The organism is Pseudoroseicyclus aestuarii (genome assembly GCF_003217255.1).
Lineage (GTDB): Bacteria > Pseudomonadota > Alphaproteobacteria > Rhodobacterales > Rhodobacteraceae > Pseudoroseicyclus > Pseudoroseicyclus aestuarii.
Map to the genome: position 1 here is coordinate 733759 of NZ_QJTE01000002.1, position 25762 is coordinate 759520.

The window sequence follows — 25762 nt, forward strand, 5'->3', positions numbered from 1 at the left end:
GCCGGCCGCGTCCAGCGCGGCCGGTACCCTCAGCGGCGGTTGCAGGCCCGCAGCTGCGAATCGTAAAGCCGCGTCCGCTCCGCCAGGGCGCCGCTCACCTGCACCAGCCAGGCCTTGGCGCGGTAGCTGCCGCGGGCATAGCCGGCGCGCCCCTCGTGGTAGGCGAGGTACTGGTTGTAGGTATCGCCCAGCGGGATCCCCAGCTCGGCCTGGGTCTGTGTCATGTACCAGCCCATGAAGTTCGTCGCGTGGAAGATGTTGTCGCGCCGGTGGCGGCGGCCGCCCTCGCGCTCCTGATACTCCTCCCAGGTGCCGTCGAGGGCCTGGGCATAGCCGAAGGCGCTGGATTGCCGCCCCACGGGGATCACCCCCAGCGTCCAGCGGTGCGGCGGACGGGCATCGCCGATGAACTTGCTTTCCTGGTACAGCATGGACATCTGCACCGGCACCGGAACGCCCCAGCGGCGCTCCGTCGCCCGGAAGGCGCGCAGGTATTCGGGATGCTGCGCGACGATGCTGCAGGCGTTGTCCAGCTCTCGCGGGGCGGCGAAGTTTCGCGGCCCGCACCCGGCAAGGATCAGCAACAGCATGACCGCGCGGAGGTAACTGCTCATCTGCCCCTCGCGACGTTTTCTTTTGCCGTGGTTCTACCCGATCCGGCGGCGCATGAAAACGCCCGATGCCCGCAGGCGGCGGGCTTGCGCCGCCGCGGCGACTGTCCGGCAGGGAACGACTGTCTGTTTCGGGCCATTGCGGCCGCCCCGTGGTGGACTTTTGTCCGCCGGGCCTTCTATCTGGCACAAAGGAGGCGATGACATGTTGCAGACCCGGGCCAAGTACAACATCGGACAGGTGGTCCGTCATCGGCGCCACCCCTTCCGAGGCGTGGTCTTCGACGTGGATCCGACCTTCTCGAACTCGGAAGAGTGGTACGATTCGATCCCCGAGGACAGCCGCCCCAAGCGCGAGCAGCCCTTTTATCACCTCCTCGCCGAGACGGACGAAAGCTACTACGTCGCCTATGTCTCCGAGCAGAACCTGATGGCCGACTATTCCGGAGAGCCGGTGGATCACCCCGATCTGCAGGGGATGTTCGGCCCCTTCGAGGACGGCGCCTATTCGCGGCAGGCGCAACTGAACTGACGGGGCGGGGGGCGGAGCTGAACCGGCGGGGGCCGAAGCGCCGGCGCCGCACCCTGTGGGGGCAATGTGGTGCGGCGCCGGTATGGTCTTTCGACCCTGCACCTGTTTAACCCCGGCAGATGGGCGCCTGCATGACCGCTTGGTGGCGCCTTCGGGGCCATTGCAGGATGGATTGCAGATGAATCACGATACCGTCACGCCGCTGCACGGCGCCGAGCTTGCCGCGCGCATCGCCGCCCTCGCCGAGGGAGAGGACGATGAGGTCGCGCTCATGGCGACCCTCGCCTGCGAGCTGCACCATGCCGACGACCGCTTCGACTGGACCGGCTTCTACCGCGTCACCGCGCCGGAGCTTCTGAAGATCGGCCCCTATCAGGGCGGCCACGGCTGCCTGACGATCCCCTTCGCGCGCGGCGTCTGCGGCGCCGCCGCCCGCACCGGCGAGGTGCAGATCGTCGAGGACGTGGAGGCTTTCCCCGGCCATATCGCCTGCTCCAGCAGCACCCGCTCCGAGATCGTGCTGCCGGTCTTCACCGGCAGCGGCCGGCTGATCGGCGTTCTCGACATCGACAGCGACCGTCCCGCCGCCTTCGATGCGCGCGATGCCGCCGCTCTGAACGCGATCCTGCGGCAGGTCTTCGGCCGCCTTGCCTGAGGGGCTCTGCCGCGCCTTGATCTGGGTCAAGGCGCGGCGCCCGCGGCCATGCGATCCGGGCAGGGAAGGGCCGGCACCTCCGCCCGCGCCCCGGGAGATCGCGATGACCCGCCACCTCGAAATTCTGCTGCCGGCGCTGCTGGCCCTGTCCTTCTGCTTCGCCGCCCTGGGCCCGATGGTCGCGGCGGTCGCCTAGCCGCCCGGCCGGGGATGCCCCCGGCGCCGCGATGCGCTAGGGCAGGGGCATGGATGACGTCTACGACCCGCCGCGTGGCCCGCTCGAGGTGCTGCACGAGGACCACGAGATCCTCGTGGTCAACAAGCCCTCCGGCCTCCTCTCGGTGCCCGGAAAGGGCCCGCATCTCGCCGATTGCCTGATGGCCCGCATCCTGGCGGCCTATCCGACGGCGCTACTGGTGCACCGGCTGGACCGGGACACCTCGGGCGTCATGGTCTTTGCCCTGACGCCCCATGCGCAGCGCCACCTCGGCCTGCAGTTCGAGAAGCGGCAGACGAAGAAGACCTATGTCGCCCGCCTCTGGGGCGAGATGGCCGAGAAGACCGGCACCGTCGACCTGCCGCTGATCGTCGACTGGCCGAACCGCCCGCGCCAGAAGGTCGACCACGACGAAGGGCGCCCGGCGCAGACCGACTGGCGCCTGCTGCGAAAGGGCGGCGGCGAAAGCCGGGTCCGGCTCATGCCGCGCACCGGCCGCTCGCACCAGCTGCGGGTGCACATGCTGGCGCTCGGCCACCCGATTCTCGGCGATCCCTTCTACGCGACAGGCCCCGCGCGGGCGCACGAGCGCCTGATGCTGCATTCCGAGGTGCTGCAACTGCGCCATCCCGACGGGGGCCGCGGCATGCGGTTTCGCGCCGCCGCCCCGTTCTGAACCGCGCCCCCTTCTTCTCTTTGGAAATATCCCGCGGGGGTGTGGGGGTGCGAAACCCCCACTCCGGCGATTGACTTCCCGCGCCCGGCGCCCGACATGCGCCCCCATGACCCTGTCCCTTCTCCAGATCGCCATCGGCGGCGGTATCGGCGCCTGCCTGCGCTACGGCGCGGGCCAGCTACTGGCCTTTCCGCTGGGTACGCTGGCGGTGAACCTGATCGGCAGCTTCGCGATCGGGCTTCTCTTCGTGCAGCTCGACGCGCGCGGGCTGGCGCATTGGGGGCCGGGTCTGGTCACGGGGCTGCTGGGCGGCTTCACCACGTTTTCGGCCTTTTCGCTCGATACGCTGCGGCTGCTGGAAGACGGCCGGCTGGCCGCCGCCGGCGGCTATGTCGCGGCCTCGGTCGGGCTGGGCCTGCTGGCCTGCGGTGCCGGCCTCTGGATTGGGAGGGCCCTGCCATGAGCGGTGTCGAAACGCGCAAGGTCGGCCCGGACGAGGGCGATCAACGGCTGGACCGCTGGCTGCGCCGGCTGCATCCGCACCTGCCGCAGACGCGCATCGAGAAGATGTGCCGCAAGGGCGAGATCCGCGTCGACGGCGGGCGGGTGAAACCCGCGACCCGCCTCGAGGTGGGGCAGAGCGTGCGCATCCCGCCCGTGCCCGACGACATCGCCGACCGCCCGGCCGAGGCCTATCGCATCTCCCGCGCCGACGAGGAGATGATGAAGGCCGCCGTCCTTTACAGGGACGAGCACATCATCGCCATCAACAAGCCGCCGGGCCTCGCCACGCAGGGCGGCAGTGGCGTGACGCGGCATGTCGACGGCCTCGCCGAGGCGCTGCGCTTCGGCTACGAGGACAAGCCGCGGCTGGTGCACCGCCTCGACCGCGATACCTCGGGCGTGCTGCTTCTGGCGCGCACCCGTGTGATCGCCCGCGCCCTGACCGAGAACCTGCGCCACCGCGAGGCGCGCAAGATCTACTGGGCCGCCGTCGGGGGCGTGCCGCAGCCCCTGAACGGCACCGTGAAATACGCGCTGGTCAAGGCGCCGGGCCACGGCAAGGGCGGCGAGGGCGAGAAGATGCGCGCCGTCCATCCCGACGATCTGGACAAGACCTACGGCGCCAAGCGCGCCGTCACCGATTACTCGGTCATGGAATGGCTGGGCCGCCGCGCGGCCTGGGTCGCGCTCGAGCCGATCACCGGCCGCACGCACCAGCTGCGCGCCCATATGGCCGAGATGGGCCATCCGATCATCGGCGACGGCAAGTACGGCGGATCGGGCCAAGAGAACCTGGGCGAGGGCTGGGGCGCCTCGCTGGGCGGCGAGCTGAGCCGCAAGATGCACCTGCACGCGCGCTTCCTGTCGATCGAGCATCCAGTGACGCATGCGCAGATCAAGATCACCGCGCCGCTGCCCGAGCACATGGTCCGCACCTGGGACTATGTCGGCTGGCAGGTGAAATACGCCCCCGAAGACCCCTTCACTCCCGGCGACTGAGGAGAACGCGATGGCCGAATGGGCTCCGAAACGGTTCTGGACCGAGGCGAAGGTCGTCGAGGCCGAGGGCGGCTGGACCGTCGTTCTGGACGGCCGCGGGGTGCGCACGCCGGCCAAGGCGCCGCTGGTCCTGCCGAGTGAGGCCACCGCGGCCCTTGTCGCCGAGGAGTGGCAGGCGCAGGGCGAGCGGATCGAACCCGCGACCATGCCCGCGACCCGCACCGCCAATTCCGCCATCGACCGCGTCGCGCCGCAGCACGGCGCCGTGGCCGAGATGCTGGCCGGCTACGGCGAGACCGATCTTCTGTGCTACCGCGCCGAGGCGCCCGAGGGGCTGGTGCAGCGTCAGACCGAGGCCTGGGACCCGCTGCTCGAGTGGTCCGCCCAGGCCCTCGGGGCGCGGCTGCAGCTGGCGCAGGGCCTGATGCCCGTGGCGCAGGACGCCGGCGCGCTTCGTGCCCTCGCCGCCCGGGTCGAGGCGATGGATTCGTTCCGGCTGGCCGCCTTCCACGATCTCGTGGCCCTCTCGGGCTCTCTCGTGCTGGCCTTCGCGGTCACGGAGCAGCGCCTGACGCCAAGTCAGGCCTGGGAGTTGTCGCGCGTCGACGAGGACTGGCAGATCGCTCAATGGGGCGATGACGAGGAGGCCGCGGCGACCACGGCCTATCGCCGCGCCGCATTTCTGGACGCGGCCCGGTTTTATCTGCTCATCGACTGAGCATTTGCCCAATCACAGATTGTAGTTCGTCCTGAAGGCGAACCCTCCCGCTTGCTTCGGCCAGCGGGATGAGTTGCACATGTCTTGACCTGTTGGCGATTATTCGCGCAACCTGTCTTGGCACGGGGGCAGCAAGATCCCCGAAGCACTCGCCCGAAACGGGCGCACCATAATAAACATGGCCCCCAGACAGGGGGTCGGGACCATCGAACTCAGGAAGAGGTTTCCATGAAGTATTCCGCACTCTTCGGCGCGCTGACCGTGACCGGTCTGGCCGCGACCGGGGCGTCCGCCCAATCCACGCTCGAGACGGTCCAGGACCGGGGCGAGCTGGTCTGCGGCGTGAACACCGGCCTCACCGGCTTTGCCGAACAGGGCGCCGACAACGAATGGACCGGCTTCGACGTGGCGCTGTGCAAGGCCGTCGCGGCGGCGGTTCTGGGCGATGCCTCGGCCGTCTCCTACGTGCCGACCACCAGCACCGACCGCTTCGACCTGCTGACCTCGGGCCGGATCGACATGCTGTCGCGCAACACGACCTGGACCTACAGCCGCGACGTCGACCTGGCGATGGATTTCGCCGGCGTGAACTACTACGACGGCCAGGGCTTCATGGTCCGCAGCGACATGGGCGTGGGCTCCGCGACCGAGCTTGACGGCGCCACGATCTGCATCCAGTCCGGCACCACGACCGAGCTGAACCTCGCGGATTACTTCGCCACCAACGGCATGTCCTTCACCGCCCAGAGCGGCGAGACCAACGCCGAGCTCGAGCAGGCCTTCCTCGCCGGCAGCTGCGATGCCTACACCACGGATGCCTCGGGCCTGGCCGCGACGCGCGCCTCCTTCCCGAACCCGGATGACTACATCATCCTGCCCGAGATCATCTCCAAAGAGCCGCTTGGCCCTGCCACGCGCGAGAACGACAGCGACTGGACCGACATCGTCGCCTGGACGCTGAACGCTCTGATCGCCGCCGAAGAGCTGGGCGTCACCTCCGACAACGTCGAAGAGATGGCGAGCGCCGACAACGAGAACCCCGAAGTGCGCCGCCTTCTGGGCGTCGAGGGCGACCTCGGCCAGATGATGGGCCTCGACAACGACTGGGCCGTGAACGTCATCAGCGCCACCGGCAACTACGGCGAGATCTTCGAGGAGTTCCTCGGCGAATCGACCCCGATCGGCCTCGCACGCGGGCTGAATGCGCAGTGGACCGACGGCGGCCTGCTCTACGCGCCGCCCTTCCGCTAACCTGACGCACCGGGCGCGCCACGCGCGCGCCCGGACGCCCCAGACCGGCTTCGCTGGCGCGCCGCCTCGGCAGTGCCGCGATGCCTTGTATCCAGGCACTTTGCGACAAGGGGTCTGCCATGGCCGCGAGCCCATCCCAAATCGGCCCGGTGTTCCGGCCCTCGATGTTGCTGTACGACAGCCGCTATCGCTCCATCACCATCCAGATCGTCGTCCTGCTGCTGGTCATGGCCGGCATCGGCTGGCTGCTGCACAACCTCTTCACTAACCTCGCGCAGCTTGGACGGACGCTGGACTTCGACTTTCTCGGTCGCCGCGCCGGTTACGAGATCACCCCCTCGCTGATCCAGTACAGCGCCGACAACACCCATTGGCGCGCCTTGGTCGTCGGCTTGCTGAACACGCTGCTCGTGGCGCTGGTCGGCTGTATCCTGGCGACCATCGTCGGGGTTTTGGTGGGCGTGCTGCGCCTGTCGAACAACTGGCTCGTCGGACGGCTGATGACCGTCTACGTCGAGGTCTTCCGCAACATCCCGGTGCTGTTGTGGATCCTGATGCTGTTCGCCGTGCTGAAGGAGGCCACGCCCGCGCCCAATGCCTACAGGCTGACGCCGGCGATGGTTGAGGCGGGCCAATCCGCCGATGCCTCGATGTTCCTCGGCAGTTTCGCCGTGACCAACCGCTACACCACGATGCCGACGCCGCTGCTCTCGCGCGGGCCGGGCGGCATCGATCTGGGCTTCGTCAACTTCTCGGGCGGCTTCCTGATCCTGGCGCTGATCCTGATCGCCTCGATCCTGGCGGTGCGCTATCTCGGGCGCCGCGCCACCCGTATCCAGGCGGAGACGGGCAAGCGGCCCACCACCTGGTGGCAGAGCCTGCTGATCCTCTTCGTGCCGGTGATCCTGGCGCTCTGGGCGATGGGCTTTTACATCCAGGTCCCCGAGATCACGAGCTTCAACTTCAGCGGCGGCATCCAGCTTTCGAACGGCTTCGTCGCGCTGACGCTGGCGCTGGCGCTCTACACCGGTGCCTTCATCGCCGAGATCGTGCGGGCCGGCATCTTGGCCGTCTCACGCGGGCAGAGCGAGGCCGCCTTCGCCCTTGGCCTGCGGCCGGGATGGACGATGCGGCTGGTGATCCTGCCGCAGGCATTGCGGGTGATCGTCCCGCCGCTGATCTCGCAGTACCTGAACCTGACCAAGAACTCCTCTCTGGCGCTGGCGGCCAGCTACCTCGACCTGCGCGGCACGCTGGGAGGCATCACGCTGAACCAGACCGGGCGCGGCCTCGAATGCATGCTGCTGCTCATGGCGATCTACCTGATCATCAGCCTGCTCATCTCCTCGGGGATGAACGTCTTCAATTCCCGCGTCCGCCTGAAGGAGCGCTGAGATGAGCGATGTTCACGCCCAGACCGTCCCCTTCGTCCGCAAGAGCATGCTCCCCGAGGCAGAGCCGCCGGCCCGCCAGCGCGGCGTGCCGCTCTGGCTGCGCGAGAACCTGTTCTCGGGCTGGTTCAACACGATCCTGACGATCCTCGGCGCCGCGGCGGCGATCTGGCTGGTCGCCAGCATCCTGCCGTGGATGCTGCGCGGCGTCTGGAACGCCGACTCCTTGCGCGAATGCCGGGACATCGTGATCGAGCGCTACGGCGAGGGCGTCACCGGCGCCTGCTGGGCGATGATCCGCGAGCGCTGGCCGCAGTACATCTTCGGCATGTACCCGCAGGACATCTTCTGGCGCCCGACGCTGGCCTTCGTGCTGCTTCTGGTCGCCATCGCGCCGGTCCTCTACCTGTCGCTGCCGCGCAAGCTTCTGATCTTCTCGGCGCTTTACCCGGCGCTGGCCTACTGGCTGCTCTGGGGCGGGACGATCTGGCTGCCTGTCATGGTGCTTGTCGGCTTCGCCCTGGGCTGGGGCGCGCTGCGGCTGGTTCTGCCGCGCTTCGGCGCCATCGTGGCCACCGCGGTCGCGGTGCTGGTGCCCGTGCTGTGGTGGGGCCTGCTGGCCGGGGATGCGGCGCAGGACCTGCAGGGCCTCGTCCCCCTCGCATTGCGCCCGGTCGGATCGGCGGCCTTCGGCGGGTTCCTCCTGTCCTTCGTGTTGGGCGTGACCGGCGTGTCGCTGTCGCTGCCGCTGGGGCTGCTTCTGTCGCTGGGGCGGCGCAGCGACCTGCCGCTGATCCACTACCTCTGCGTCGGCTTCATCGAGTTCATCCGCGGCGTGCCGCTGATCACGCTGCTCTTCACGGCATCCCTGCTGCTGAACTACTTCCTGCCGCCGAACTCGGATTTCGACATCATCCTGCGGGTCATCATCATGGTGACGCTCTTCGCCGCGGCCTATATCGCCGAGGTGATCCGCGGCGCCCTCGCGGCCCTGCCGCGCGGGCAGTACGAGGCGGCCGATGCGCTGGGCCTCGATTACTGGAAGGCGCAGCGGCTGATCATCCTGCCGCAGGCGCTGAAGATCTCGATCCCCGGCATCGTCTCGACCTTCATCGGGCTCTTCAAGGATACCACGCTGGTGGTCTTCATCGGGCTGCGCGACCCGCTCAAGGGCGTGACCGACATGATCCGCCAGACCACCGCCTGGAAGGGCATCTACTGGGAGCCCTACATCTTCGTCGGCGCCCTCTTCTTCGTGATCTGCTTCAGCATGTCGCGCTACGCGATGTACCTCGAGCGCAAGCTCGAGCGCGGCCACTGACAAGGATACCGCTCATGACCGATCAAGCCCTTCATCCCGACGCGCCCGCCGATGCGGCGCTGCACGGTGATCCCGCCAAGATGCAGATTTCCGACGAGGTCGCGATCCGCATTGCCGGCATGAACAAGTGGTACGGCAGCTTCCACGTGCTGCGCGACATCGACCTCACCGTGCACCGGGGCGAGCGGATAGTGATCTGCGGCCCCTCCGGCTCGGGCAAGTCGACGCTGATCCGCTGCATCAACCGGCTGGAAGAGCACCAGTCCGGCGACATCATCGTCGACGGGACCGAGCTGAACTCCGACCTCAAGAACGTCGACAAGATCCGCTCCGAGGTCGGGATGTGCTTCCAGCACTTCAACCTCTTTCCGCATCTGACGATCCTCGAGAACTGCACGCTGGCGCCGATCTGGGTGCGCAAGACCCCCCGCAAGGAGGCCGAGGAGACGGCCATGCATTTCCTGCGCAAGGTCAAGATCCCCGAGCAGGCGGACAAGTATCCCGGCCAGCTCTCGGGTGGCCAGCAGCAGCGCGTGGCGATCGCCCGGTCGCTCTGCATGCGCCCGCGCATCATGCTCTTCGACGAGCCGACCTCGGCCCTCGATCCCGAGATGATCAAGGAGGTGCTCGACACGATGATCGAGCTCGCCGAGGAGGGGATGACGATGCTCTGCGTCACGCACGAGATGGGCTTTGCCCAAGCGGTCGCGAACCGGGTGATCTTCATGGACCAGGGCCAGATCGTCGAGCAGAACGAGCCGCACGAGTTCTTCCGCAACCCGCGGTCCGAGCGCACCAAGCTGTTCCTGAGCCAGATCCTCGGGCACTGAGGCCGGGCCGGGCAGGGGGCGCTGCCCCCGCCCGCGCTGGCGCGCGGCCTCCCCCGGGATATTTTCAAAGACAAGAAGGGGGCGGGCTTTTCCTGGCGGGTCCTGCCCCTAGATCATGCCCATGAAACACGCTGCCCTCGCCCTGCTGATCGCCCTTGCCGCCACGCCTGCCGCCGCGCAGGAGGAGGGGGACGATTTCGACCTGATGGGGCAGGGCGCGCAGATGTTCTTCCAGGGCATGATGAACCAGATGCGGCCCGCGCTCGAGGGCATGGAGGGGCTGGCCGAGGAGGCGCGGCCGCATCTTCAGGCCCTGATCAGCGAGATGGGGCCGGCGCTCATGCGGGTGCTGAGCCGTGTCGACGACATCGCGAACTACGATCTGCCCGAGCTGACCGAGGATGGCGATATCGTCATCCGCCGCAGCGAGGATGCGCCCGAGTGGGTGCCCTGGGACGAGCGGGAGGCGCCCGAGCAGGAGGCGCCAGAGGGCATCGAGCTCTAGTACCTTCGGCTTTCGATCTCTGCCATACGGGTCGGCGGTGGTGACCGGCCCGATATACTGTCTCGTCTCGATGAAAGGGCCCGGTCCCAGCGACCCGTCCTGACTTGCCTTGGCGCATCCGGCGGCGCGATCCTTCTCGATCAGTGTCACATCTCTTGCCCGATCACGCCTCATGCGTGTGTCAATAATTCCGCTTAAAACTTGTGCAGATGCTGTCATGGCGCCCGTTCGGCGGTTGCGCACCGCTGACAGTCCCGGCGCCCGGTCGCAGCCTGTCATCGCTGCGTGCGCAACACGCACGCCCCCGATCCGCGCCGCCAGGCTGCTGTCCCTGTCCCCGGCTGCTGCGGCCCCGGGGCCGGGATACCGCCTCTGCATCAAGGAAGCACGATGACACTACGCACTCTTTCTTTGACCACTGCCCTCGTCCTTGCGGGCCTTCCGGCCGCCGCGCAGGAGGCCGACTGCCCGATCAAGGTGGGCGTGCTGCATTCGCTGTCCGGTACCATGGCGATCTCGGAGACGACGCTGAAGGACGCGATGCTGATGCTCATCGAGCAGCAGAACGAGGCCGGCGGGCTGCTGGGCTGCGATCTGGAGGCCGTGGTGGTCGACCCCGCCTCGGACTGGCCGCGTTTCGCCGAGCTGGGCCGTCAGCTGCTGACCGAGGACGAGGTCGACGTGATGTTCGGCGCATGGACCTCTGTCAGCCGCAAATCCGTGCTGCCGGTCCTCGAAGAGCTGAACGGTCTGATGTTCTACCCGGTGCAGTACGAGGGCGAGGAGAGCTCTCGCAACGTCTTCTACACCGGCGCCGCGCCGAACCAGCAGGCGATCCCGGCGGTCGACTACTTCCTCGAGGAGCTGGGGATCGAGAAGTTCGCGCTGCTGGGCACCGACTACGTCTACCCGCGCACGACCAACAACATCCTCGAATCCTACCTGATGGACAACGGGATCGCGGAAGAGGACATCTTCGTCAATTACACGCCCTTCGGCCAGTCGGACTGGTCGACCATCGTCTCTGACGTGATCGAGCTGGGCTCGGACGGCAGCCTCGTGGGCGTGATCTCGACCATCAACGGCGATGCCAACGTCGGCTTCTACAAGGAGTTGGCCGCTCAGGACGTGAGCGCCGATGACATCCCCGTCGTCGCCTTCTCGGTCGGCGAGGAAGAGCTTTCGGGCCTCGATACCTCGAACCTCGTCGGGCACCTCGCGGCTTGGAACTACTTCCAGTCCGCCGACACCCCCGAGAACGAGGAGTTCATCGCCGCTTGGCACGACTTCATCGGTGACGACAGCCGCGTGACCAACGACCCGATGGAGGCCCATTACATCGGCTTCAACATGTGGGTGAACGCGGTCGAGGAGGCCGGCACCACCGATGTCGACGCCGTGCGCGAGGCGATGTGGGGGCAGGAGTACCCGAACCTGACCGGCGGCACGGCCGTGATGGGCACGAACCATCACCTGTCCAAGCCGGTGCTGATCGGAGAGATCCGCGAGGACGGGCAGTTCGACATCATCTCCGAGACCGATCCCGTGCCGGGCGATGCATGGACCGACTACCTGCCGGAAAGCGCGGTCCTCGAGAGCGACTGGCAAGAGCTCGAGTGCGGCATGTACGACACCGAGACCGAGACCTGCGTCCAGATCACCTCGAACTACTAGGGCGATCCTCCCGGGGGCGCGCAATCGCGGCCCCGGACCCCTCTTGCAGGACAGACCGATGCTGCGCCTTTTCTTCGCCATCCTCCTGACCGCGGTCGCCGCGCCCGCCGCGGCGCAGGAGACGCTGCAGGATATCCTTCAGAGCCATGCAGAAGAGGTGGCCGATCCGGGCCGCCGCAGCGTGGGCGTGGTCATCGAGGACCTGCTGGAGGCGGGCGTGCCGGGCGCGCCCCTTTTCCTCGACGCTTGGCAGAACCGCGAAGTCGTGCTGAACGAAGGCGACGGGTTGTTCTACATCGCCGGCGAAGAGGAGGGCGGCATGACCGTCCTGCGTGACATCGCCGATGGCGCGGCGGTGGGCGAGGCGCCATCGGGGGCGCTGAGCGAGGTGCGGCCCAATGGCGGCGTGCGCCGGGTGATCGGCGCGGCGCTGGTGCAGTTCCGGCTGTCCGACCCCGATGCCTCCACCCGCCGCCGGGCGCTGGAGGCCATCGCGCGGCGCCCCGATGCCGACCAGATCGAGCCGCTCGCCGCCTCGATCGAGGCGGAGGAAAGCCCGCTGATCCGGGACGAGAAGCTGCGGCTGCTGAACATCCTGACCGCCCGCTACGGCGAGACGACGGAGGAGCGCGTCGCCGCGATCGAGGCGATGGCCGGCTCCATCACGCCCGATGCGCGCGCGGCACTTTCGGATATCCTCGCGACGCGCGACCGCATCGTGCCGGCGGCGGAGGCGGAAGAGCCGGGCGCGCTGCCGCTGAGGCTGCCGCGGGACGAGGCCTATGCCCGGCTGGTGGAGGAGGGGCTTGCCCCGCCGCTGGTCACCCCCGCCGCGATCCGCGACGCGATCCTCGCCAATGCCGAAGGCGAGACGGTCGCCGGCCTGCCGCTGGCGGCGATGGACACCGATGCCGCCCGGCGCGAGGCTTATGACCGGCTGGCCGCCGAGGGGCTGGTTGAGCCCTTCGTCACGCCCGAGCAGATAGAGGCCGCCGTGGCCGCGCATCGCTTCGAGGCCAGCTATACCGAAGGCGACCCGCAGGTCATCGAGGCCGCCCGCGCGGCGCTGGGTTCGGTCGAGACGCAGGTGGTGCTGAACCGCACCGCCGATCTCGCGCTGGACGCGCTGAGCCTCGCCTCGATCTACTTCCTTGCCGCCATTGGCCTTGCCATCACCTTCGGGGTGATGGGCGTCATCAACATGGCCCATGGCGAATTCATCATGATGGGCGCCTATACCGGCTATCTCGTGCAGCAGTTCGTGCCCGATTACACCCTGTCGCTGATCATCGCGCTGCCGCTGGCCTTCGCGGTCACCGCCGCGGCGGGAATCGCGATGGAGCGGCTGGTGATCCGGCATCTCTATCACCGCCCGCTCGAGACGCTGCTCGCGACCTTCGGCATCTCCATCGCGCTGCAGCAGCTGGCCAAGAATATCTTCGGCACGCAGGCGCGGCCGCTGACCTCGCCGGACTGGCTGTCGGGGCAATGGGTGGTGAACGAGCTGGTCTCGATCAGCTACATCCGCATCGCGATTTTCGTCCTCGCCCTCGTCTTCCTCGGGCTGCTGCTCTTCATCCTGAACCGCACCCGGCTGGGCCTCGAGGTGCGGGCGGTGACGCAGAACCCCGGCATGGCGAGCTCCATGGGGATCGACCCGGACCGCATCAACATGCTGACCTTCGGCCTCGGCTCCGGCATCGCGGGGATCGCGGGCGTGGCCATCGGCCTTTACGCGCAGGTGACCTCCGAGATGGGGGCGAACTACATCGTGCAAAGCTTCATGACCGTGGTCGTGGGCGGGGTTGGCAATGTCTGGGGCACTCTCGCGGGGGCCGGGCTGATCGGCGTGCTGCAGAAGGTGATCGAGGGCTTCAACCCCTCGAACACGCTGGCGGCGCAGACCTACATGATCCTCTTCATCATCCTCTTCATCCAGGTCCGGCCGCGCGGCATCGTCGCGCTGCGTGGCCGCGCGGCGGAGGGTTGAGCGCATGACCGACGCCGCCCTTCCCCTGCGGTCCGGCCGCCCGCCGGTCCGCCGCACCTCGACCATGGTCTTCCTTGTGGCGCTGGCCGCCTTCGCGGTGCTGGTGACCGTGCTGGCGGGGGCGGACATGATCTCCACCTCCTTCGTGAAGCTGCTGGGCAAGACGCTGTGCTTGGCGCTGGCGGCGGTCGCGATGGACGTGGTCTGGGGCTATACCGGCATCCTCAGCCTCGGCCACATGGCCTTCTTCGGGCTGGGGGGCTACGCCATCGGCATGTGGCTGATGTGGGCGCGGACCGAGGCCATCGTCGCCTCCAACCTTGCTGCCAGCGCCCTGCCGCCGACGCCGGGCGAGCTGCGCGAGGGGATCGGCGGGCAGATCTTCGGCGTGGTCGGAAGCTCCGACATCCCGCTGATCTGGAGCTTTGCCCATTCGCTGCCCCTGCAGCTGGCCATGGTGGTGCTGGTGCCGGGCCTGCTGGCGCTGGTCTTCGGCTGGCTCGCCTTTCGCAGCCGCGTCACCGGCGTCTACCTGTCGATCCTGACGCAGGCGATGACGCTGGCGCTGTCGCTGTACCTCTTTCAGAACGACACCGGCCTGCGCGGCAACAACGGCTTGTCGGGTCTGCAGAACATCCCCGGCTTTCCCGCCGCCTCGCAGGCGCAGATCTCCATCGCCTTCTTCTGGGCCTCGGCCCTCGCGCTGGCACTGGGCTACCTGCTGTTCGCCTGGGTCGTCTCGGGCCGCATGGGCAGCGTGCTGCGGGCGGTACGCGACGACGAGGCGCGGGTGCGCTTCCTCGGCTACCACGTCGAATCGTTCAAGCTGTTCGCCTTCACCCTCACCGCCGTGGTCACCGGCATCGCCGGGGCGCTCTATTATCCGCAGGCGGGCATCATCAACCCGGGCGAGGTGGCACCCATCGCCTCGATCTACCTTGCCGTCTGGGTGGCCATCGGCGGGCGCGGGCGGCTGTATGGCGCGGCGATCGGCGCCATCGCGGTCAGCCTCGTGTCAAACTGGTTCACCTCTGGCGGGGCGCCGGATCTGGACCTCGGCGTCTACGAGATCCGCTGGACCGAATGGTGGCTGGTGCTGCTGGGCGTCAGCTTCGTGCTGGTCACGCTGCTCGCGCCCAAGGGGCTGGGCGGGCTGGTGGACCTCTGGACCCAGCGGCGGCGCGGCCCGGCCCGCCGCGCGGCCTATGGCCCCGACACGGGCGCCAAGCGGCCCGAGGAGGGCGCGGAATGACGCTTCTGGAAGTGGACGGCATCTCGGTCAGCTTCGACGGCTTTCAGGCCATCAACGGGCTGTCCTTCGCCATCGGCGAGCCCGAGCTGCGCGCGGTGATCGGGCCCAACGGCGCGGGCAAGACGACCTTCATGGACATCGTGACCGGCAAGACCCGGCCCGACAGCGGCAGGGTCCTCTGGGGCGAGACCAATCGCAACATCCTCGGGCAAAGCGAAAGCGCCATCGCGCGGCTCGGCATCGGGCGCAAGTTCCAGAAGCCCACGGTCTTCGAGGATCAGACGGTGCGCGAGAACCTCGCCATGGCGCTGAAGGACCGGCGCGGGCCCTTTTCGGTCCTTTTCGGCCTGCCCGCCGACGAGGGGCGGCTGCTCGATTTCGCCGAGGAGGTGGGCCTTGCGGCGCAGCTGGACCGGCTGGCCGGAGAGTTGAGCCATGGCCAGAAGCAATGGCTCGAGATCGGGATGCTGCTGGCGCAGGAGCCGCGGCTGCTGCTGGTGGACGAGCCTGCCGCCGGGATGACCCCGGCGGAGCGCGAGCATACCACCGATCTTCTCAAGCGGCTTGCCCGGCGGCATGCCGTCGTCGTCGTGGAGCATGACATGGATTTCGTTCGTCGCCTGGATTGCCGGGTCACGGTGCTGCACGAGGGGCGCGTGCTGGCCGAGGGATCGCTCGATCACGTCACGCAGAACCAGGACGTCATCGACGTCTACCTGGGGCGCTGAGATGCTGGAGGTGCGCGATCTGAGCCTGCGCTACGGGCAAAGCGAGGTGCTGCATGGCGTCGACCTCGATGCCGTCGCGGGCAGCGTCACGGCGGTGATGGGGATGAACGGGGTCGGCAAGACCTCCCTGATGAAGGCCATCGCCGGGCGCCATCCCTTCACCGGCGGACGCATCGTGCTGGAGGGGCGCGATCTGGGCCACCCGACGGCGGCCCGCGCCGCGCGTGCCGGCATCGCCTATGTCCCGCAGGGGCGCGAGATCTTTCCTCGCCTGACGGTCACCGAGAACATCGAGAGCGGCTTTGCCTGCCTGCCGCGCGGCGGGCGCCGGGTGCCGGACCGCATCTATGACCTCTTCCCCGTGCTGGCCGAGATGCGCCACCGCCGCGGCGGCGACCTCTCGGGCGGGCAGCAGCAGCAGCTTGCCATCGCGCGGGCGCTGGTCACCCGGCCCAAGGTGCTGCTGCTGGACGAGCCGACGGAGGGCATCCAGCCCTCGATCATCAAGGATATCGGGCGCGTCATCGCCACCCTGCGGGCCGAGGGCGAGATGGCCATCGTCCTGGTCGAGCAGTTCTTCGATTTCGCCGTCGCGGCGGCGGATCGCTTCGTGGCGCTGAAGTCCGGCGAAGTGGTTCTTCGCGAAGAGGCCGAGGGTGTCGATCGCGCGCGGCTGCTGGCCGAGATCTCGCTCTAGGCGCGCTCAGCCCTTGAGCATGCGCAGGCCCTGCGTGACGTCGGTGCGGACGGCGAGCCGCAGCCCCGGCTCGTCACCGGCCTTCAGCGCGGCGAGGATCAGCTTGTGATGCCAGGGCGGCTCCGTCCGGCGCAGGCGGCCGTAGAGGGCGCGCATGGTCGGACCCAACTGCAGCCAGACCGTCTCGGTCACCGCAAGGATCGCGGGCGCCTGGGCGCGCAGGTAGAGCGCGCGGTGAAATTCAAGGTTCATGCGGATGTAGCCCGAGGCATCATGCCGCGCGATCATCTGGCTGACGCCGTGGTTGATCCCCTCCAGCCGGTCGATCAGCGCGAAATGCGCGCGGGGCAGGGCGCGGCTCGCCAGTTCCGGCTCGAGCATGGCCCGCAGGCTGGCCAGCTCCTCGATCCGGTCGTCCGAAAGCTCGGGCGTGGCGACCCGCCCCGAGGAGGAGAGCGTCAGCGCCCCCTCGGCCACCAGCCGGCGCACCGCCTCGCGCGCGGGGGTCATCGACACGCCGTAGTCGCGGCCGATGCCGCGCAGGGTCAGCGCCTCGCCCGGCAGGATCTCTCCATGCAGGATGCGAGTGCGCAGCTGGCGATAGACCCGGTCGTGGGCGGCGCCGGTGGGATCAGAGGCGCGGGCCGGAGAGATCGGGGCGACGGGCGGGGTGCTGCCGGTCACGCCGAGAAATCCACCCGGTGCAGCGCCTCGCCATGCTGGCGCAGCCAGCGGCGGTGCCGGTCGTAGTCCGGTACCAGCCGCGCCACCACGGCCCAGAACTCCGGCGAATGATCCATCCGCGCCAGATGCGCGACCTCGTGCGCGGCGACGTAATCGGCCACCGCCTCGGGCGCCATGACCAGCCGCCAGCTGAGCATGATGTCCCCCCGCGCCGTGCAGGACCCCCAGCGCGAGCGGGTGTCGCGCAGCGTTACGCGGCCATGCGGCAGCCCCAGCGCCCCGGCATGGTGCGCCACCATCGGCACCAGCATGTCGCGCGCCTGCGTCTTGAGGAAGGCCATGGCGCGGGCGCCGGCCCGCGCGGGCTCCTCCGGCAGGAGCAGGTGGTCCCCCTCGAGTGCCGCGCGGCGGACCGGGGCAGGGGCGAGGGTCAGCGTGCCGCCGCGATAGGGCAGGGTGCCGCCCAGCCGCACCGCCTGCACCGGCGGCACCGCCTCGAGGTGCCCGCGCAGCCATGCCTCGCGCTCGGCCAGGAAGGCCAGGGCCTGCGCCCGGCGCGCCCGCGGCGGCAGCGTCAGGGTGACCCGCCCGTCGCGCCGGGCCACGCGCAGCGAGATGCGGCTGGCCCGGGCAGAGCGGCGCAGCGTGACGTGAATCGGCGGCGGGCCGGGCAGCACGTGCTCTTCCATCTCGGTGGCTGGCTTGCGCATCGGCCCGTTCTGCCCCCGTCCTGCCCCTGGTCCGGCCCTTCGGCCTTTGACTCTTCCCCCGGCTTATGGCAGGGGACCGCGATCCGCCGCAAGAGCGGCCGCCCGCGGCCCGCTTCGGCGCCGCATTTTGCCGCCGCCGCACGGCCCTGCCGCAGGGCCACTGCGGCGCGGCCGCACCGGGACTTGAACGAGCTTTCTGGAAGGACTGTCATGCCCAAGGAAGAATGGGGAACCAAGCGTGTCTGCCCGACGACCGGCAAGCGCTTCTACGACCTCAACAACAATCCGATCATCAGCCCCTACACCGGGGAGACGGTGACCTACGACCAGGGCAAGAACCGCACCATGGTCGCCGATGCCGAGGATTCGCAGACCAAGAAGATGCGCGCCTCGAAGGAGGATGACGAGGAACTGCTGCTGGACGACGACGACGAGGACGAGGATGTCGATCTCGGCGACGAGGTCCTCGACGACGACGAGGACGGCGACGACGTCTCGATCGACGATTTGCCCGACGTGAAGTCCGAGGACGAGGACTGAGCCGCGGCAGACCGCCGGCATCTGGAACGGGGCGCCTTCGGGCGCCCTTTTTCGTTGGGCGGGGCCTGATGCCTGCCTCACGCTCCGTCACCCGGCGCAGATCGGTTTTTTACGCTTGATCTCCCCCGGCGCTCTCTCTAGGAACCCGCATCACGGATGGGGCCTTAGCTCAGCTGGGAGAGCGCTTGCATGGCATGCAAGAGGTCAGGGGTTCGATCCCCCTAGGCTCCACCATCTTCTCTTGGACAGCACCAGATACGCCGGCTTCTCTCGTCAGAGGCATTGCCTCTGCCACGCAGACGGGCGCTGTCTTGCCGGCTTCGGGGAGCCAGGCTGCTTCAGCGCTTCGGTGTGGGGCGGCCAGGTCTCGGTCTTGTATCCTGAACGGGTGGGTCTGCTCATGCAGACTGGGTAGGACGTTGGGCCCACCTCACCCAGCCCTTGCTCAACGAAGCACACCGCCTGTCGATGCAACGAGATGGCGCAGGGCTCCCGTTGCGAGCGACGGGAGGATGCCCGTGCCGCGCCGCCTTTGGCGCCGCTGTCGCTATGGTGATAGCACGGGGTCGCGGCCCGTGTTGCCAGGCCGGCGGCGCGCCCCTAGGAGGCGGGCTGCATCCGCACCGAACGAGGACCGATGTGAAACCAGTCGCCCGTGCCCTCCTGCTGCTCGCGCTCCTGCTGCCCATCGCGCAGGGCGCCTGGGCGCAGTCCGTCCTGGCGCCATCCGCCCAGCAGAGCGAGGCCGCAGACCCGCAGGCCCCCGCCGATCCGATGGCGGCGCTGCTGTCGGTGCTGCAGGACGATGCCGCGCGCGAGAAGCTAATCGCAGAGTTGCAGCAGGCCGGCGCGGACACCGCCGAGGCCGCCGCGGCTCCGGACGAGGAGGTGCCGGTCCTCTCGCTGGCGCGGCAGCTAGCCGTCGTCACGCAAGGGGTGGCTGAAGGCGTGGCAGCCCAGGCGCAGGGCCTCTGGGCGACGCTGCGCAGCATCCCCGACGCCTTCACTGGCCTGGGCAACTGGGACGTCGGGCTGGTGGCGGAATTGCTGGGCGATCTGGTGGTGGTGATCGCCGTAACCGTGGCGGTCTTCGTGCTGCTGCGGCGGTCGGCCCTGCCGCTTTACCGGCGGCTGGGGGCGAGGGCGCGCAGCGCCAGCTGGGGGCGCCGGATACTGATCTTCCTCGGGGCCGAGACAGTCGATCTCGTGACGGTGCTGGCGGCCTGGGCGCTGGGCTATGCCGCGATGCTCGTCGGGTTCGGCGATTACGGCGAGATCGGGCTGCGGCAGGTGCTGTACCTGAACGCCTTCCTGGTGGTCGAGGGGATCAAGGTGGTGCTGCGGCTCGTGCTTTCGCCCGCCACCGGGGACATGCGGCCGCTGCCGCTGGCGGATCGCCCGGCACAGCTGATCTACCGCCTGCTGGCCATGGTGGTGACCCTGACCGGCTATGGCCAGCTGCTGCTGGTGCCGGTCCTCAATGCCAATACCTCTCTCGCGGCGGGGCGCAGTCTCTCGGCGCTGATCTCGATGATCGTCCTGCTGGTCGTCAGCCTCTCCGTGCTGCGCCACCGGCGCGCGGTCGCGGGCTGGCTGCTGGAGCAGGGGCGCACCCCCGTTCCCCCGGGCGCGGAGCCCGTCGTCGCCGATCCGCTGGCCGAGGGGCCGGAGGGCGAGGCAGAGGACGCCTCGGCCGAGGAAGAGCCGGTGATGCGGCCGCTGTCTCAGACCCCGGGCACCGCCAGCTTCGAAGGGCCGCCCGCCCCGGAGGACGAGGCGCCTTCCTACCGGCCCTCGCGCTCGGGCGCCTTCGCGACGCTGGCGCTGAACTGGCATTGGCTGGCGCTGGCTTGGCTCGCCTTCATCGGCGTGACGATCCTCACCCGCCCGCCGGGCGCGGTAGCCCAGGCCATCGGCGCCTCCGGGCGGGTGGTGCTGGTGGTGGTCGTCGGTCTGATCGTCTCCGGCCTGCTGGGCCGGGCGATCGCCCGCGGGCTTTACCTGCCCGATCACGTGAAGGCGCGGCTGCCCCTGCTCGAGCGGCGGCTGAACGGCTTCGTGCCGCGGGTGCTCATGGTGCTGCGCGTGCTGATCGCCGTCGTCGTGGTTGCCGTCGTGCTGGATACGCTGTCGATCGTCGATACCAGCGGCTGGCTGCAAAGCCGCGTCGGCCTGCGCCTCTCGGCCGGGGTGCTGAGCGTGGGGGCGATCATCCTCGCCAGCTTCGTGCTCTGGCTCGGTCTCAGCTCCTGGGTCGACTACCGGCTGAACCCGGATTTCGGCTCTGTCCCGACGGCGCGCGAGCAGACCCTGCTGACGCTGCTGCGCAACGCCGCGACCATCGCCATCGTGGTGCTGACGCTGATGTTCGCCCTGTCGCAGATCGGCCTCGACATCGCGCCGCTGCTGGCCTCGGCCGGTGTGCTGGGCCTCGCCATCGGCTTCGGGGCACAGAAGCTGGTGCAGGACATCATCACCGGCATCTTCATCCAGTTCGAGAATGCCATCAACGTCGGTGACGTCGTCACCGCCGGCGGCATCACCGGCGTGGTCGAGAAGCTGACCGTCCGCTCGGTCAGCCTGCGCGACCTGCAGGGCCTCTATCACCTGATCCCCTTCAGCTCGGTCGACCTGGTGTCGAACTACACGCGCGATTTCTCCTACTACGTGCTCGACATGGGCGTGGCCTACCGCGAGGACGTGGGCGAGGCGAAGCAGGCGCTCTTCGATGCCTTCGACGAGCTGCAGAAGGACCCGGAGAACGGCCCCTTCCTGACCAGCGAGCTGGAATGGTTCGGCCTTGATGCCTTCGGCGACAGCGCCGTCGTGCTGAAGTGCCGGATCAAGACCCTGCCGGGCAAGCAGTGGGGCGTCGGGCGGGCCTACAACGAGATCGTCAAGCGCATCTTCGACGAGCGCGGCATAGAGATCCCCTTCCCGCACCAGACGCTGTACTTCGGCGAGACGAAGGCCGGCCGCACCCAGACGCTGCATCTGGCACAGGACGGGGCGACAGGGGGCGCCGAGGCCGACCGCGACTCCTCGGCAGGCGACGAGGCCCCCGGCGCGCAGCCCGGCTGAGGGCACCATGCCGCCGGGCCCGCTGCCCGCCCTGCGCCGCGGCCCGGGGCGGGCAGCCGCGGGCCGGTGCCGTCAGAACAGCGTGATATCCGGGGCCGGCGCGGCCGGCTTCGGCGGGGCGGGGGTGACCGGCGGGGCCTGCTGGATCGGCACCAGCATCTGCCGGACCTCTCCCGTCGTCGGAATGAAGCGAAGGCGCCGCGCGGCGGCGCCGCCGACGCTCTCACCGCGAATGGGAATGCCCTCTCGCGACAGGAAGTCGCGGCCGAACCGGACGTTGCGGTCGCCGATGTTCTCGAAGCTGCCGGTGACGGTGACATGCGCGCCGCCAAAGAGCTTGGCCTCGAAATTGGAGCGACGGGCGCCGTTCTTGAGCAGCGCGTTGATCATCAGTTCCATCAGGTGGACCCCGTAGCGCGCCGTCCCGTTGGAGGTGCGGGTATCGCCGGGCAGGAGGTAGTGGTTCATCCCGCCGACCCCCGCGACACGGTCGTAAAGGCAGACCGCGACGCAGGAGCCAAGGATCGTGTTCATCTGCACCTCGCTGTCGCAGGAGGTCGCGTAATCGCCCTGGATCACGGTGACACTTCTCATCGCAGGGCCCTCTCGCTGGACTGGAGCGCCTGATGCACGGGGCCGCCGCGGCGGCCAGCCGCCCCTTGGCAAAGGCACGGCAGTGTCGTGTTGCGGGTCATGCGCGGCAGGCCTTCAGAAGGCGCGACCCGATCTGCGACAGCGGCAGCTGCTCCTCCGCGGCGCCGATCTCCCAGGCGACACGCGGCATGCCGTAGACCACGGCTGAGGCCTCGTCCTGCGCGATGGTTCGGGCGCCGCCCTGCCGCAGGGCCAGAAGCCCTTCGGCGCCGTCGCGGCCCATGCCGGTCAGGATCGCGGCGACGCAATGCTGCGCCAGAGGCCGTGCCGAGGTGAAGAGCGCATCCACCGAAGGGACGTGACCGGAGATCGGCGGACCCTGCCGAAGGCAGAGGCGCGGCGGCGTTCCCCGCGCCAGTTCAAGGTGCTCGCCGCCGCCCGGGGCCATGTAGACATGGCCGCCTTGCACCGGCATGCCATCGGTCGCGGCGACGACGCGCGGCGGGATCTGGCTGTCGAGCAGGCGGATCAGGCTGGCGGCAAAAGCGGCGCCGGTGTGCTGCAGGACCACGACCGGAGGGCAGTCGGCCGGAAACTGCGTCAGCAGCTTCAGCAGGGCATCGACGCCGCCGGTGGAAGAACCGATCAGGATCAGCTTCTGCGGATCGAAGGCCTGCGCAGGCTCCACCTGCTTAGTCGTCGGCTTGACGCGAGCTGCCTTGATCGGGCGGGTCCGGCGCTGCCGGCGGATCAGGTCGAAGAACTCCTCGGCTTCCGGCTCCGTCCGCAGCAGCGCCAGCCCCGGCCGCGACCGAACCGTCGCCCCGGCCGAGGCGCCGTCGGCCGCCGCGGCCAGCACCAGGCACCCGATACCTTCCGCGTCGAGGAGGGCGCCGAGGCAGTCGAACTCCTCCGCGGCGGCCAATTCGGCGGAAATGACGACGACATCGGGTCGCAGGTGTTCTGCGGCGTCCCAGGTCTCCGTCAGGTCCCGGGCCGTCGCCACGAGGTGCAGCCCATCGCCGGACTTCAGCCGGGCCTCGAGCCGGCCGCGACGAACGGGAAGGGAATGGGCCAGAAGCACATCCATCCTACAGGCGCCTCACTTCCTAGAACTGTTCCCAGACGGCGTCGTCCGACCCGGCGCCCGCGGCGGCGCTTTTCTTCGCGCCCCCGCCAGAGCCTGCGCCGCCCGCCGATCCCGACGAGGTGGGGGCGTCGACCAGCCGAAGCTCAGGCTTGGCACGGCTGCTGACGAAACTGCCGGCCTTCGACGGCGCGGTCGCGGCGACTCGCGTGCCGGGCGCCGAGGCCAGAGCCGCGGATGTCTTGCCGCCCCCGGCGCCGGACGGCAGGGTGAAGCGGGCAACCAGCTGTTTCAGATCATCCGCCTCGCCGCGCATCGCGTGGCTCGCGGCGGTCGATTCCTCGACCATGGCCGCGTTCTGCTGCGTGACCTGGTCGAGGTGGATGACGCCGGTGTTGATCTCGTCGAGGCCGGTGGACTGCTCCTTGGCGCCGCGCGCGATGTCGGAGACGAGGCCGACGATTCCCTCGACCCGATCGACGACATCGGTCAGGGCCGAGCCCGCCTTGCCGACGAGCCCCACGCCGTCCTGAACCTGGCGCGCGCTGTCGCTGATCAGGGTCTTGATCTCCTTGGCGGCATCCGAGCTGCGCTGGGCGAGGGCCCGCACTTCCGAGGCGACGACCGCGAAGCCGCGACCGGCCTCGCCGGCCCGGGCCGCCTCGACGCCGGCGTTCAGCGCCAGCAGGTTGGTCTGGAAGGCGATGTCGTCGATGACGCCGATGATCTGGCCGATCTCGTCCGAGCTGCGCTCGATCGCGTTCATCGACTCCACAGCCTGCTGCACGACGGCCCCCTGACGCACGGCCTCTTCTCGGGTGTCGCTCACGATCTTCTCGACCTCCGAGGCACGCTCTGCCGCGGTCTTCACGCTCTGCGTCAGCTCGTCGAGGGCGGCGGCGGTCTCCTCCAGCGTCGCGGCCTGGCTCTCGGTGCGGCGCGACAGGTCGTCGGAGGCCGAGCTGATCTCGCCCGCGTGGTTGCCGATCCCGCCGGCGTTGCGCACCACCTCGCTGATGACCTCGGAGAGGCCGCCGACCGCGCGGTTGTAGTTCTTTCGCAGGGCCTCGTATTCCTCGGGGAAAGGCTCCTCGATCGGCTGGGCGAGGTTGCCGCCCGCCAGCGACTCGAGGCCGACGCTGAGCGCTTCGACGATCCGCCGCTGCTCGGCCATCTTCGCCTCGCGCCGGGCCTCGATCTTCTCGTTTTCGCGAAGGACATCGCGGTACTTGAGCAGCGCCGTCGCCACTTGACCGATTTCGTCGCCACGGTCGGCGGCGCGCGGATTGACGTCGTAGTCGCCCTCGGCGACGCGCCGCATCGTTTCGGTCAGCTTCTGCATCGGTACCGTCATGGTGCGCGAGAGATACCAGCCGATGGCGCAGGCCAGGATGGTGCTGACGATGGCGACCGCGGCCTCGATCAGCATTTCGCGCTGGACCGGGGCCAGAAGCTCCTCGAGATCCTGCTGGATGATGAGACCCCAGTCGAGCCCCATCAGGCTGATCGGCTGGCTCAGCGTGGCGACGGGCGCGCCGCCGAGGCCGATTCCGTCGAAGGTCCAGTAGCTGTCACCCGTCTCGATCGCCTGCACCTGCGCGTGATCCGGCAGCTGCTGCAGGGCGGAAAGGCCGCCGGCGCCCTCCGTGCCGCTGCGGGCAAGTCCGTCTTCCCCCGCGACCAGGATCAGGCCGGTGGTGCCGAGACCGGCCGCGGACTGGCCCTGCGTGTAGAGCGGTCCGGTCGGAATCTGATAGGCCAGCACGCCGCCCAGGTCGCCATTGCTGTAATGGATCGGCGCGGCCATGAACATCGCCGGCGCGCCGTCGCTGGGGCCGTAGGGCGCCATATCGGTCAGGATCGTGGTGTCGGGCGGCGCGGAAGCGGCCCTCTCAAAGGCCTCCGCGAGGCCGGAGGAGGCGAGCTGCCCGGTGCGCAGGTCACCGAGGTAGTCGCTCTCCTTGTAGCTGCTGTAGACGATCCGGCCCTCGGGCGAGATCAGGAAGACATCATAGAGATCGTAGGCCTCGGCCAGCTCGACGAAATTGGGGTGGAACCGGGCATGCACGGCGCCATAGGGCGACGGATCCTCCGGCTGCAGCCGCCTCAGCCGCGTTTCGGCATCGCCGCTGGCGAAGTCCTGGATCAGGGAGTTGCGAAACGCGTCATCGCTGTTGTCCAGGGCAAGCTGGAACTGCAGCATGGCGGCCCGTGTCGACGAGGCGTCGGATTGCACGACCGCGCTGGCACTGAGGGAATCGAGCCACTGGTTCAGCTTGACCGTGAAGTCGTGAGCGATGAGCCGGTAGGTCCGCTCGGTATCCATCTGCACCGCGCGGCGAAATTCGATGAACCCCAAGGTCGCGACGCTCGCGCTGACCATCAGACACAGGACGGCGATCATCGCAGGCATCTTGATGCCGATCGCAATTCGGTCGAACTTCCTGATCATCGCAAATCCTCGTGCTGGACCCCCAAGAGGCTCGGGGGAGAGATGTCGCAGCAGCATGGGCCC

At 68.9% G+C, this 25762-nt stretch carries 24 protein-coding genes and 1 tRNA gene; 19 read left to right on the top strand and 6 right to left on the bottom strand.

Going from position 1 to position 25762, the window contains the following annotated elements:
• Positions 1 to 29: 29 nt before the first annotated feature.
• Positions 30 to 614, bottom strand: coding sequence for a transglycosylase SLT domain-containing protein (locus tag DFP88_RS08370; protein WP_110813970.1), 585 nt, complete (start codon positions 612 to 614; stop codon positions 30 to 32).
• 202 nt (positions 615 to 816) lie between these two features.
• Here DFP88_RS08370 and hspQ point away from each other — a divergent pair, with 202 nt between their 5' ends.
• The 16 genes from hspQ (at position 817) to urtE (ending at position 16551) form a co-directional block, all read left to right on the top strand.
• Entirely contained in the window at positions 817 to 1143 is a 327-nt protein-coding gene (gene hspQ, locus DFP88_RS08375; protein ID WP_110813971.1) for a heat shock protein HspQ, read from the top strand.
• Between the two features lie 178 nt (positions 1144 to 1321).
• Complete coding sequence (locus DFP88_RS08380) at positions 1322 to 1798, top strand: GAF domain-containing protein (protein WP_110813972.1); 477 nt, start codon at positions 1322 to 1324, stop codon at positions 1796 to 1798.
• Positions 1799 to 2043: 245 nt separating this feature from the next.
• The gene (locus DFP88_RS08385; RefSeq protein ID WP_110813973.1) at positions 2044 to 2691 is read left to right on the top strand and encodes a pseudouridine synthase; all 648 of its coding nucleotides are present in this window, start codon (positions 2044 to 2046) and stop codon (positions 2689 to 2691) included.
• A gap of 106 nt (positions 2692 to 2797) precedes the next feature.
• The gene (locus DFP88_RS08390; protein WP_110813974.1) at positions 2798 to 3154 is read left to right on the top strand and encodes a fluoride efflux transporter FluC; all 357 of its coding nucleotides are present in this window, start codon (positions 2798 to 2800) and stop codon (positions 3152 to 3154) included.
• The gene (locus DFP88_RS08395; protein WP_110813975.1) at positions 3151 to 4194 is read left to right on the top strand and encodes an RluA family pseudouridine synthase; all 1044 of its coding nucleotides are present in this window, start codon (positions 3151 to 3153) and stop codon (positions 4192 to 4194) included. Before DFP88_RS08390 ends, DFP88_RS08395 begins: the two co-directional genes overlap by 4 nt.
• A gap of 10 nt (positions 4195 to 4204) precedes the next feature.
• Entirely contained in the window at positions 4205 to 4912 is a 708-nt protein-coding gene (locus DFP88_RS08400) for an ATP12 family chaperone protein (protein ID WP_110813976.1), read from the top strand.
• A gap of 228 nt (positions 4913 to 5140) precedes the next feature.
• A complete protein-coding gene (locus tag DFP88_RS08405; RefSeq protein ID WP_110813977.1) occupies positions 5141 to 6163 on the top strand; it encodes an amino acid ABC transporter substrate-binding protein in 1023 nt (340 codons plus the stop codon).
• 119 nt (positions 6164 to 6282) lie between these two features.
• Positions 6283 to 7557 (top strand): amino acid ABC transporter permease, encoded by a 1275-nt coding sequence (locus tag DFP88_RS08410; protein ID WP_245904740.1) that lies wholly within the window; start codon positions 6283 to 6285, stop codon positions 7555 to 7557.
• A gap of 1 nt (position 7558) precedes the next feature.
• Positions 7559 to 8875, top strand: a complete 1317-nt coding sequence (locus DFP88_RS08415) for an amino acid ABC transporter permease (protein WP_110813978.1) — start codon at positions 7559 to 7561, stop codon at positions 8873 to 8875.
• A gap of 80 nt (positions 8876 to 8955) precedes the next feature.
• Positions 8956 to 9705: an amino acid ABC transporter ATP-binding protein gene (locus DFP88_RS08420; RefSeq protein WP_110814207.1), complete on the top strand. Its 750-nt coding sequence runs from the start codon at positions 8956 to 8958 to the stop codon at positions 9703 to 9705.
• 121 nt (positions 9706 to 9826) lie between these two features.
• On the top strand, positions 9827 to 10210 hold the full coding sequence (locus tag DFP88_RS08425) for a hypothetical protein (protein WP_110814208.1): 384 nt from the start codon (positions 9827 to 9829) through the stop codon (positions 10208 to 10210).
• Positions 10211 to 10600: 390 nt separating this feature from the next.
• On the top strand, positions 10601 to 11884 hold the full coding sequence (urtA, locus tag DFP88_RS08430) for an urea ABC transporter substrate-binding protein (protein WP_110813979.1): 1284 nt from the start codon (positions 10601 to 10603) through the stop codon (positions 11882 to 11884).
• A gap of 58 nt (positions 11885 to 11942) precedes the next feature.
• The gene (urtB, locus tag DFP88_RS08435) at positions 11943 to 13874 is read left to right on the top strand and encodes an urea ABC transporter permease subunit UrtB (RefSeq protein ID WP_110813980.1); all 1932 of its coding nucleotides are present in this window, start codon (positions 11943 to 11945) and stop codon (positions 13872 to 13874) included.
• Positions 13875 to 13938: 64 nt separating this feature from the next.
• Positions 13939 to 15126, top strand: a complete 1188-nt coding sequence (gene urtC, locus DFP88_RS08440; protein WP_425450826.1) for an urea ABC transporter permease subunit UrtC — start codon at positions 13939 to 13941, stop codon at positions 15124 to 15126.
• Positions 15123 to 15854 (top strand): urea ABC transporter ATP-binding protein UrtD, encoded by a 732-nt coding sequence (gene urtD, locus DFP88_RS08445; RefSeq protein WP_110813982.1) that lies wholly within the window; start codon positions 15123 to 15125, stop codon positions 15852 to 15854. Before urtC ends, urtD begins: the two co-directional genes overlap by 4 nt.
• Position 15855: 1 nt before the next feature.
• Positions 15856 to 16551, top strand: coding sequence for an urea ABC transporter ATP-binding subunit UrtE (urtE, locus tag DFP88_RS08450; protein ID WP_110813983.1), 696 nt, complete (start codon positions 15856 to 15858; stop codon positions 16549 to 16551).
• Between the two features lie 6 nt (positions 16552 to 16557).
• Here the strand turns inward: urtE and DFP88_RS08455 are convergent, their stop codons facing one another.
• Together DFP88_RS08455 and DFP88_RS08460 are read right to left on the bottom strand one after the other, a co-directional pair.
• The gene (locus tag DFP88_RS08455) at positions 16558 to 17235 is read right to left on the bottom strand and encodes a GntR family transcriptional regulator (RefSeq protein ID WP_110813984.1); all 678 of its coding nucleotides are present in this window, start codon (positions 17233 to 17235) and stop codon (positions 16558 to 16560) included.
• The gene (locus DFP88_RS08460; protein ID WP_245904741.1) at positions 17232 to 17945 is read right to left on the bottom strand and encodes a M48 family metallopeptidase; all 714 of its coding nucleotides are present in this window, start codon (positions 17943 to 17945) and stop codon (positions 17232 to 17234) included. The genes DFP88_RS08455 and DFP88_RS08460 overlap by 4 nt, the downstream gene beginning before the upstream one ends.
• A 210-nt stretch (positions 17946 to 18155) precedes the next feature.
• On the opposite strand from DFP88_RS08460, the gene DFP88_RS08465 reads away from it, so the two are divergent.
• From DFP88_RS08465 to DFP88_RS08475, 3 genes are all read left to right on the top strand, one after another.
• Positions 18156 to 18485, top strand: a complete 330-nt coding sequence (locus DFP88_RS08465) for a TIGR02300 family protein (protein ID WP_110813985.1) — start codon at positions 18156 to 18158, stop codon at positions 18483 to 18485.
• 158 nt (positions 18486 to 18643) lie between these two features.
• Positions 18644 to 18719, top strand: a tRNA-Ala gene (locus tag DFP88_RS08470).
• Positions 18720 to 19124: 405 nt separating this feature from the next.
• The gene (locus DFP88_RS08475; protein ID WP_245904742.1) at positions 19125 to 21566 is read left to right on the top strand and encodes a mechanosensitive ion channel domain-containing protein; all 2442 of its coding nucleotides are present in this window, start codon (positions 19125 to 19127) and stop codon (positions 21564 to 21566) included.
• Between the two features lie 72 nt (positions 21567 to 21638).
• Here the strand turns inward: DFP88_RS08475 and DFP88_RS08480 are convergent, their stop codons facing one another.
• The 3 genes from DFP88_RS08480 to DFP88_RS08490 form a co-directional block, all read right to left on the bottom strand.
• Positions 21639 to 22160, bottom strand: coding sequence for a chemotaxis protein CheD (locus DFP88_RS08480; RefSeq protein ID WP_110813986.1), 522 nt, complete (start codon positions 22158 to 22160; stop codon positions 21639 to 21641).
• A 97-nt stretch (positions 22161 to 22257) separates the two neighbouring features.
• Positions 22258 to 23250, bottom strand: coding sequence for a chemotaxis protein CheB (locus DFP88_RS08485; protein WP_110813987.1), 993 nt, complete (start codon positions 23248 to 23250; stop codon positions 22258 to 22260).
• A gap of 19 nt (positions 23251 to 23269) precedes the next feature.
• Entirely contained in the window at positions 23270 to 25699 is a 2430-nt protein-coding gene (locus tag DFP88_RS08490) for a methyl-accepting chemotaxis protein (RefSeq protein WP_181418598.1), read from the bottom strand.
• Positions 25700 to 25762: the final 63 nt, after the last annotated feature.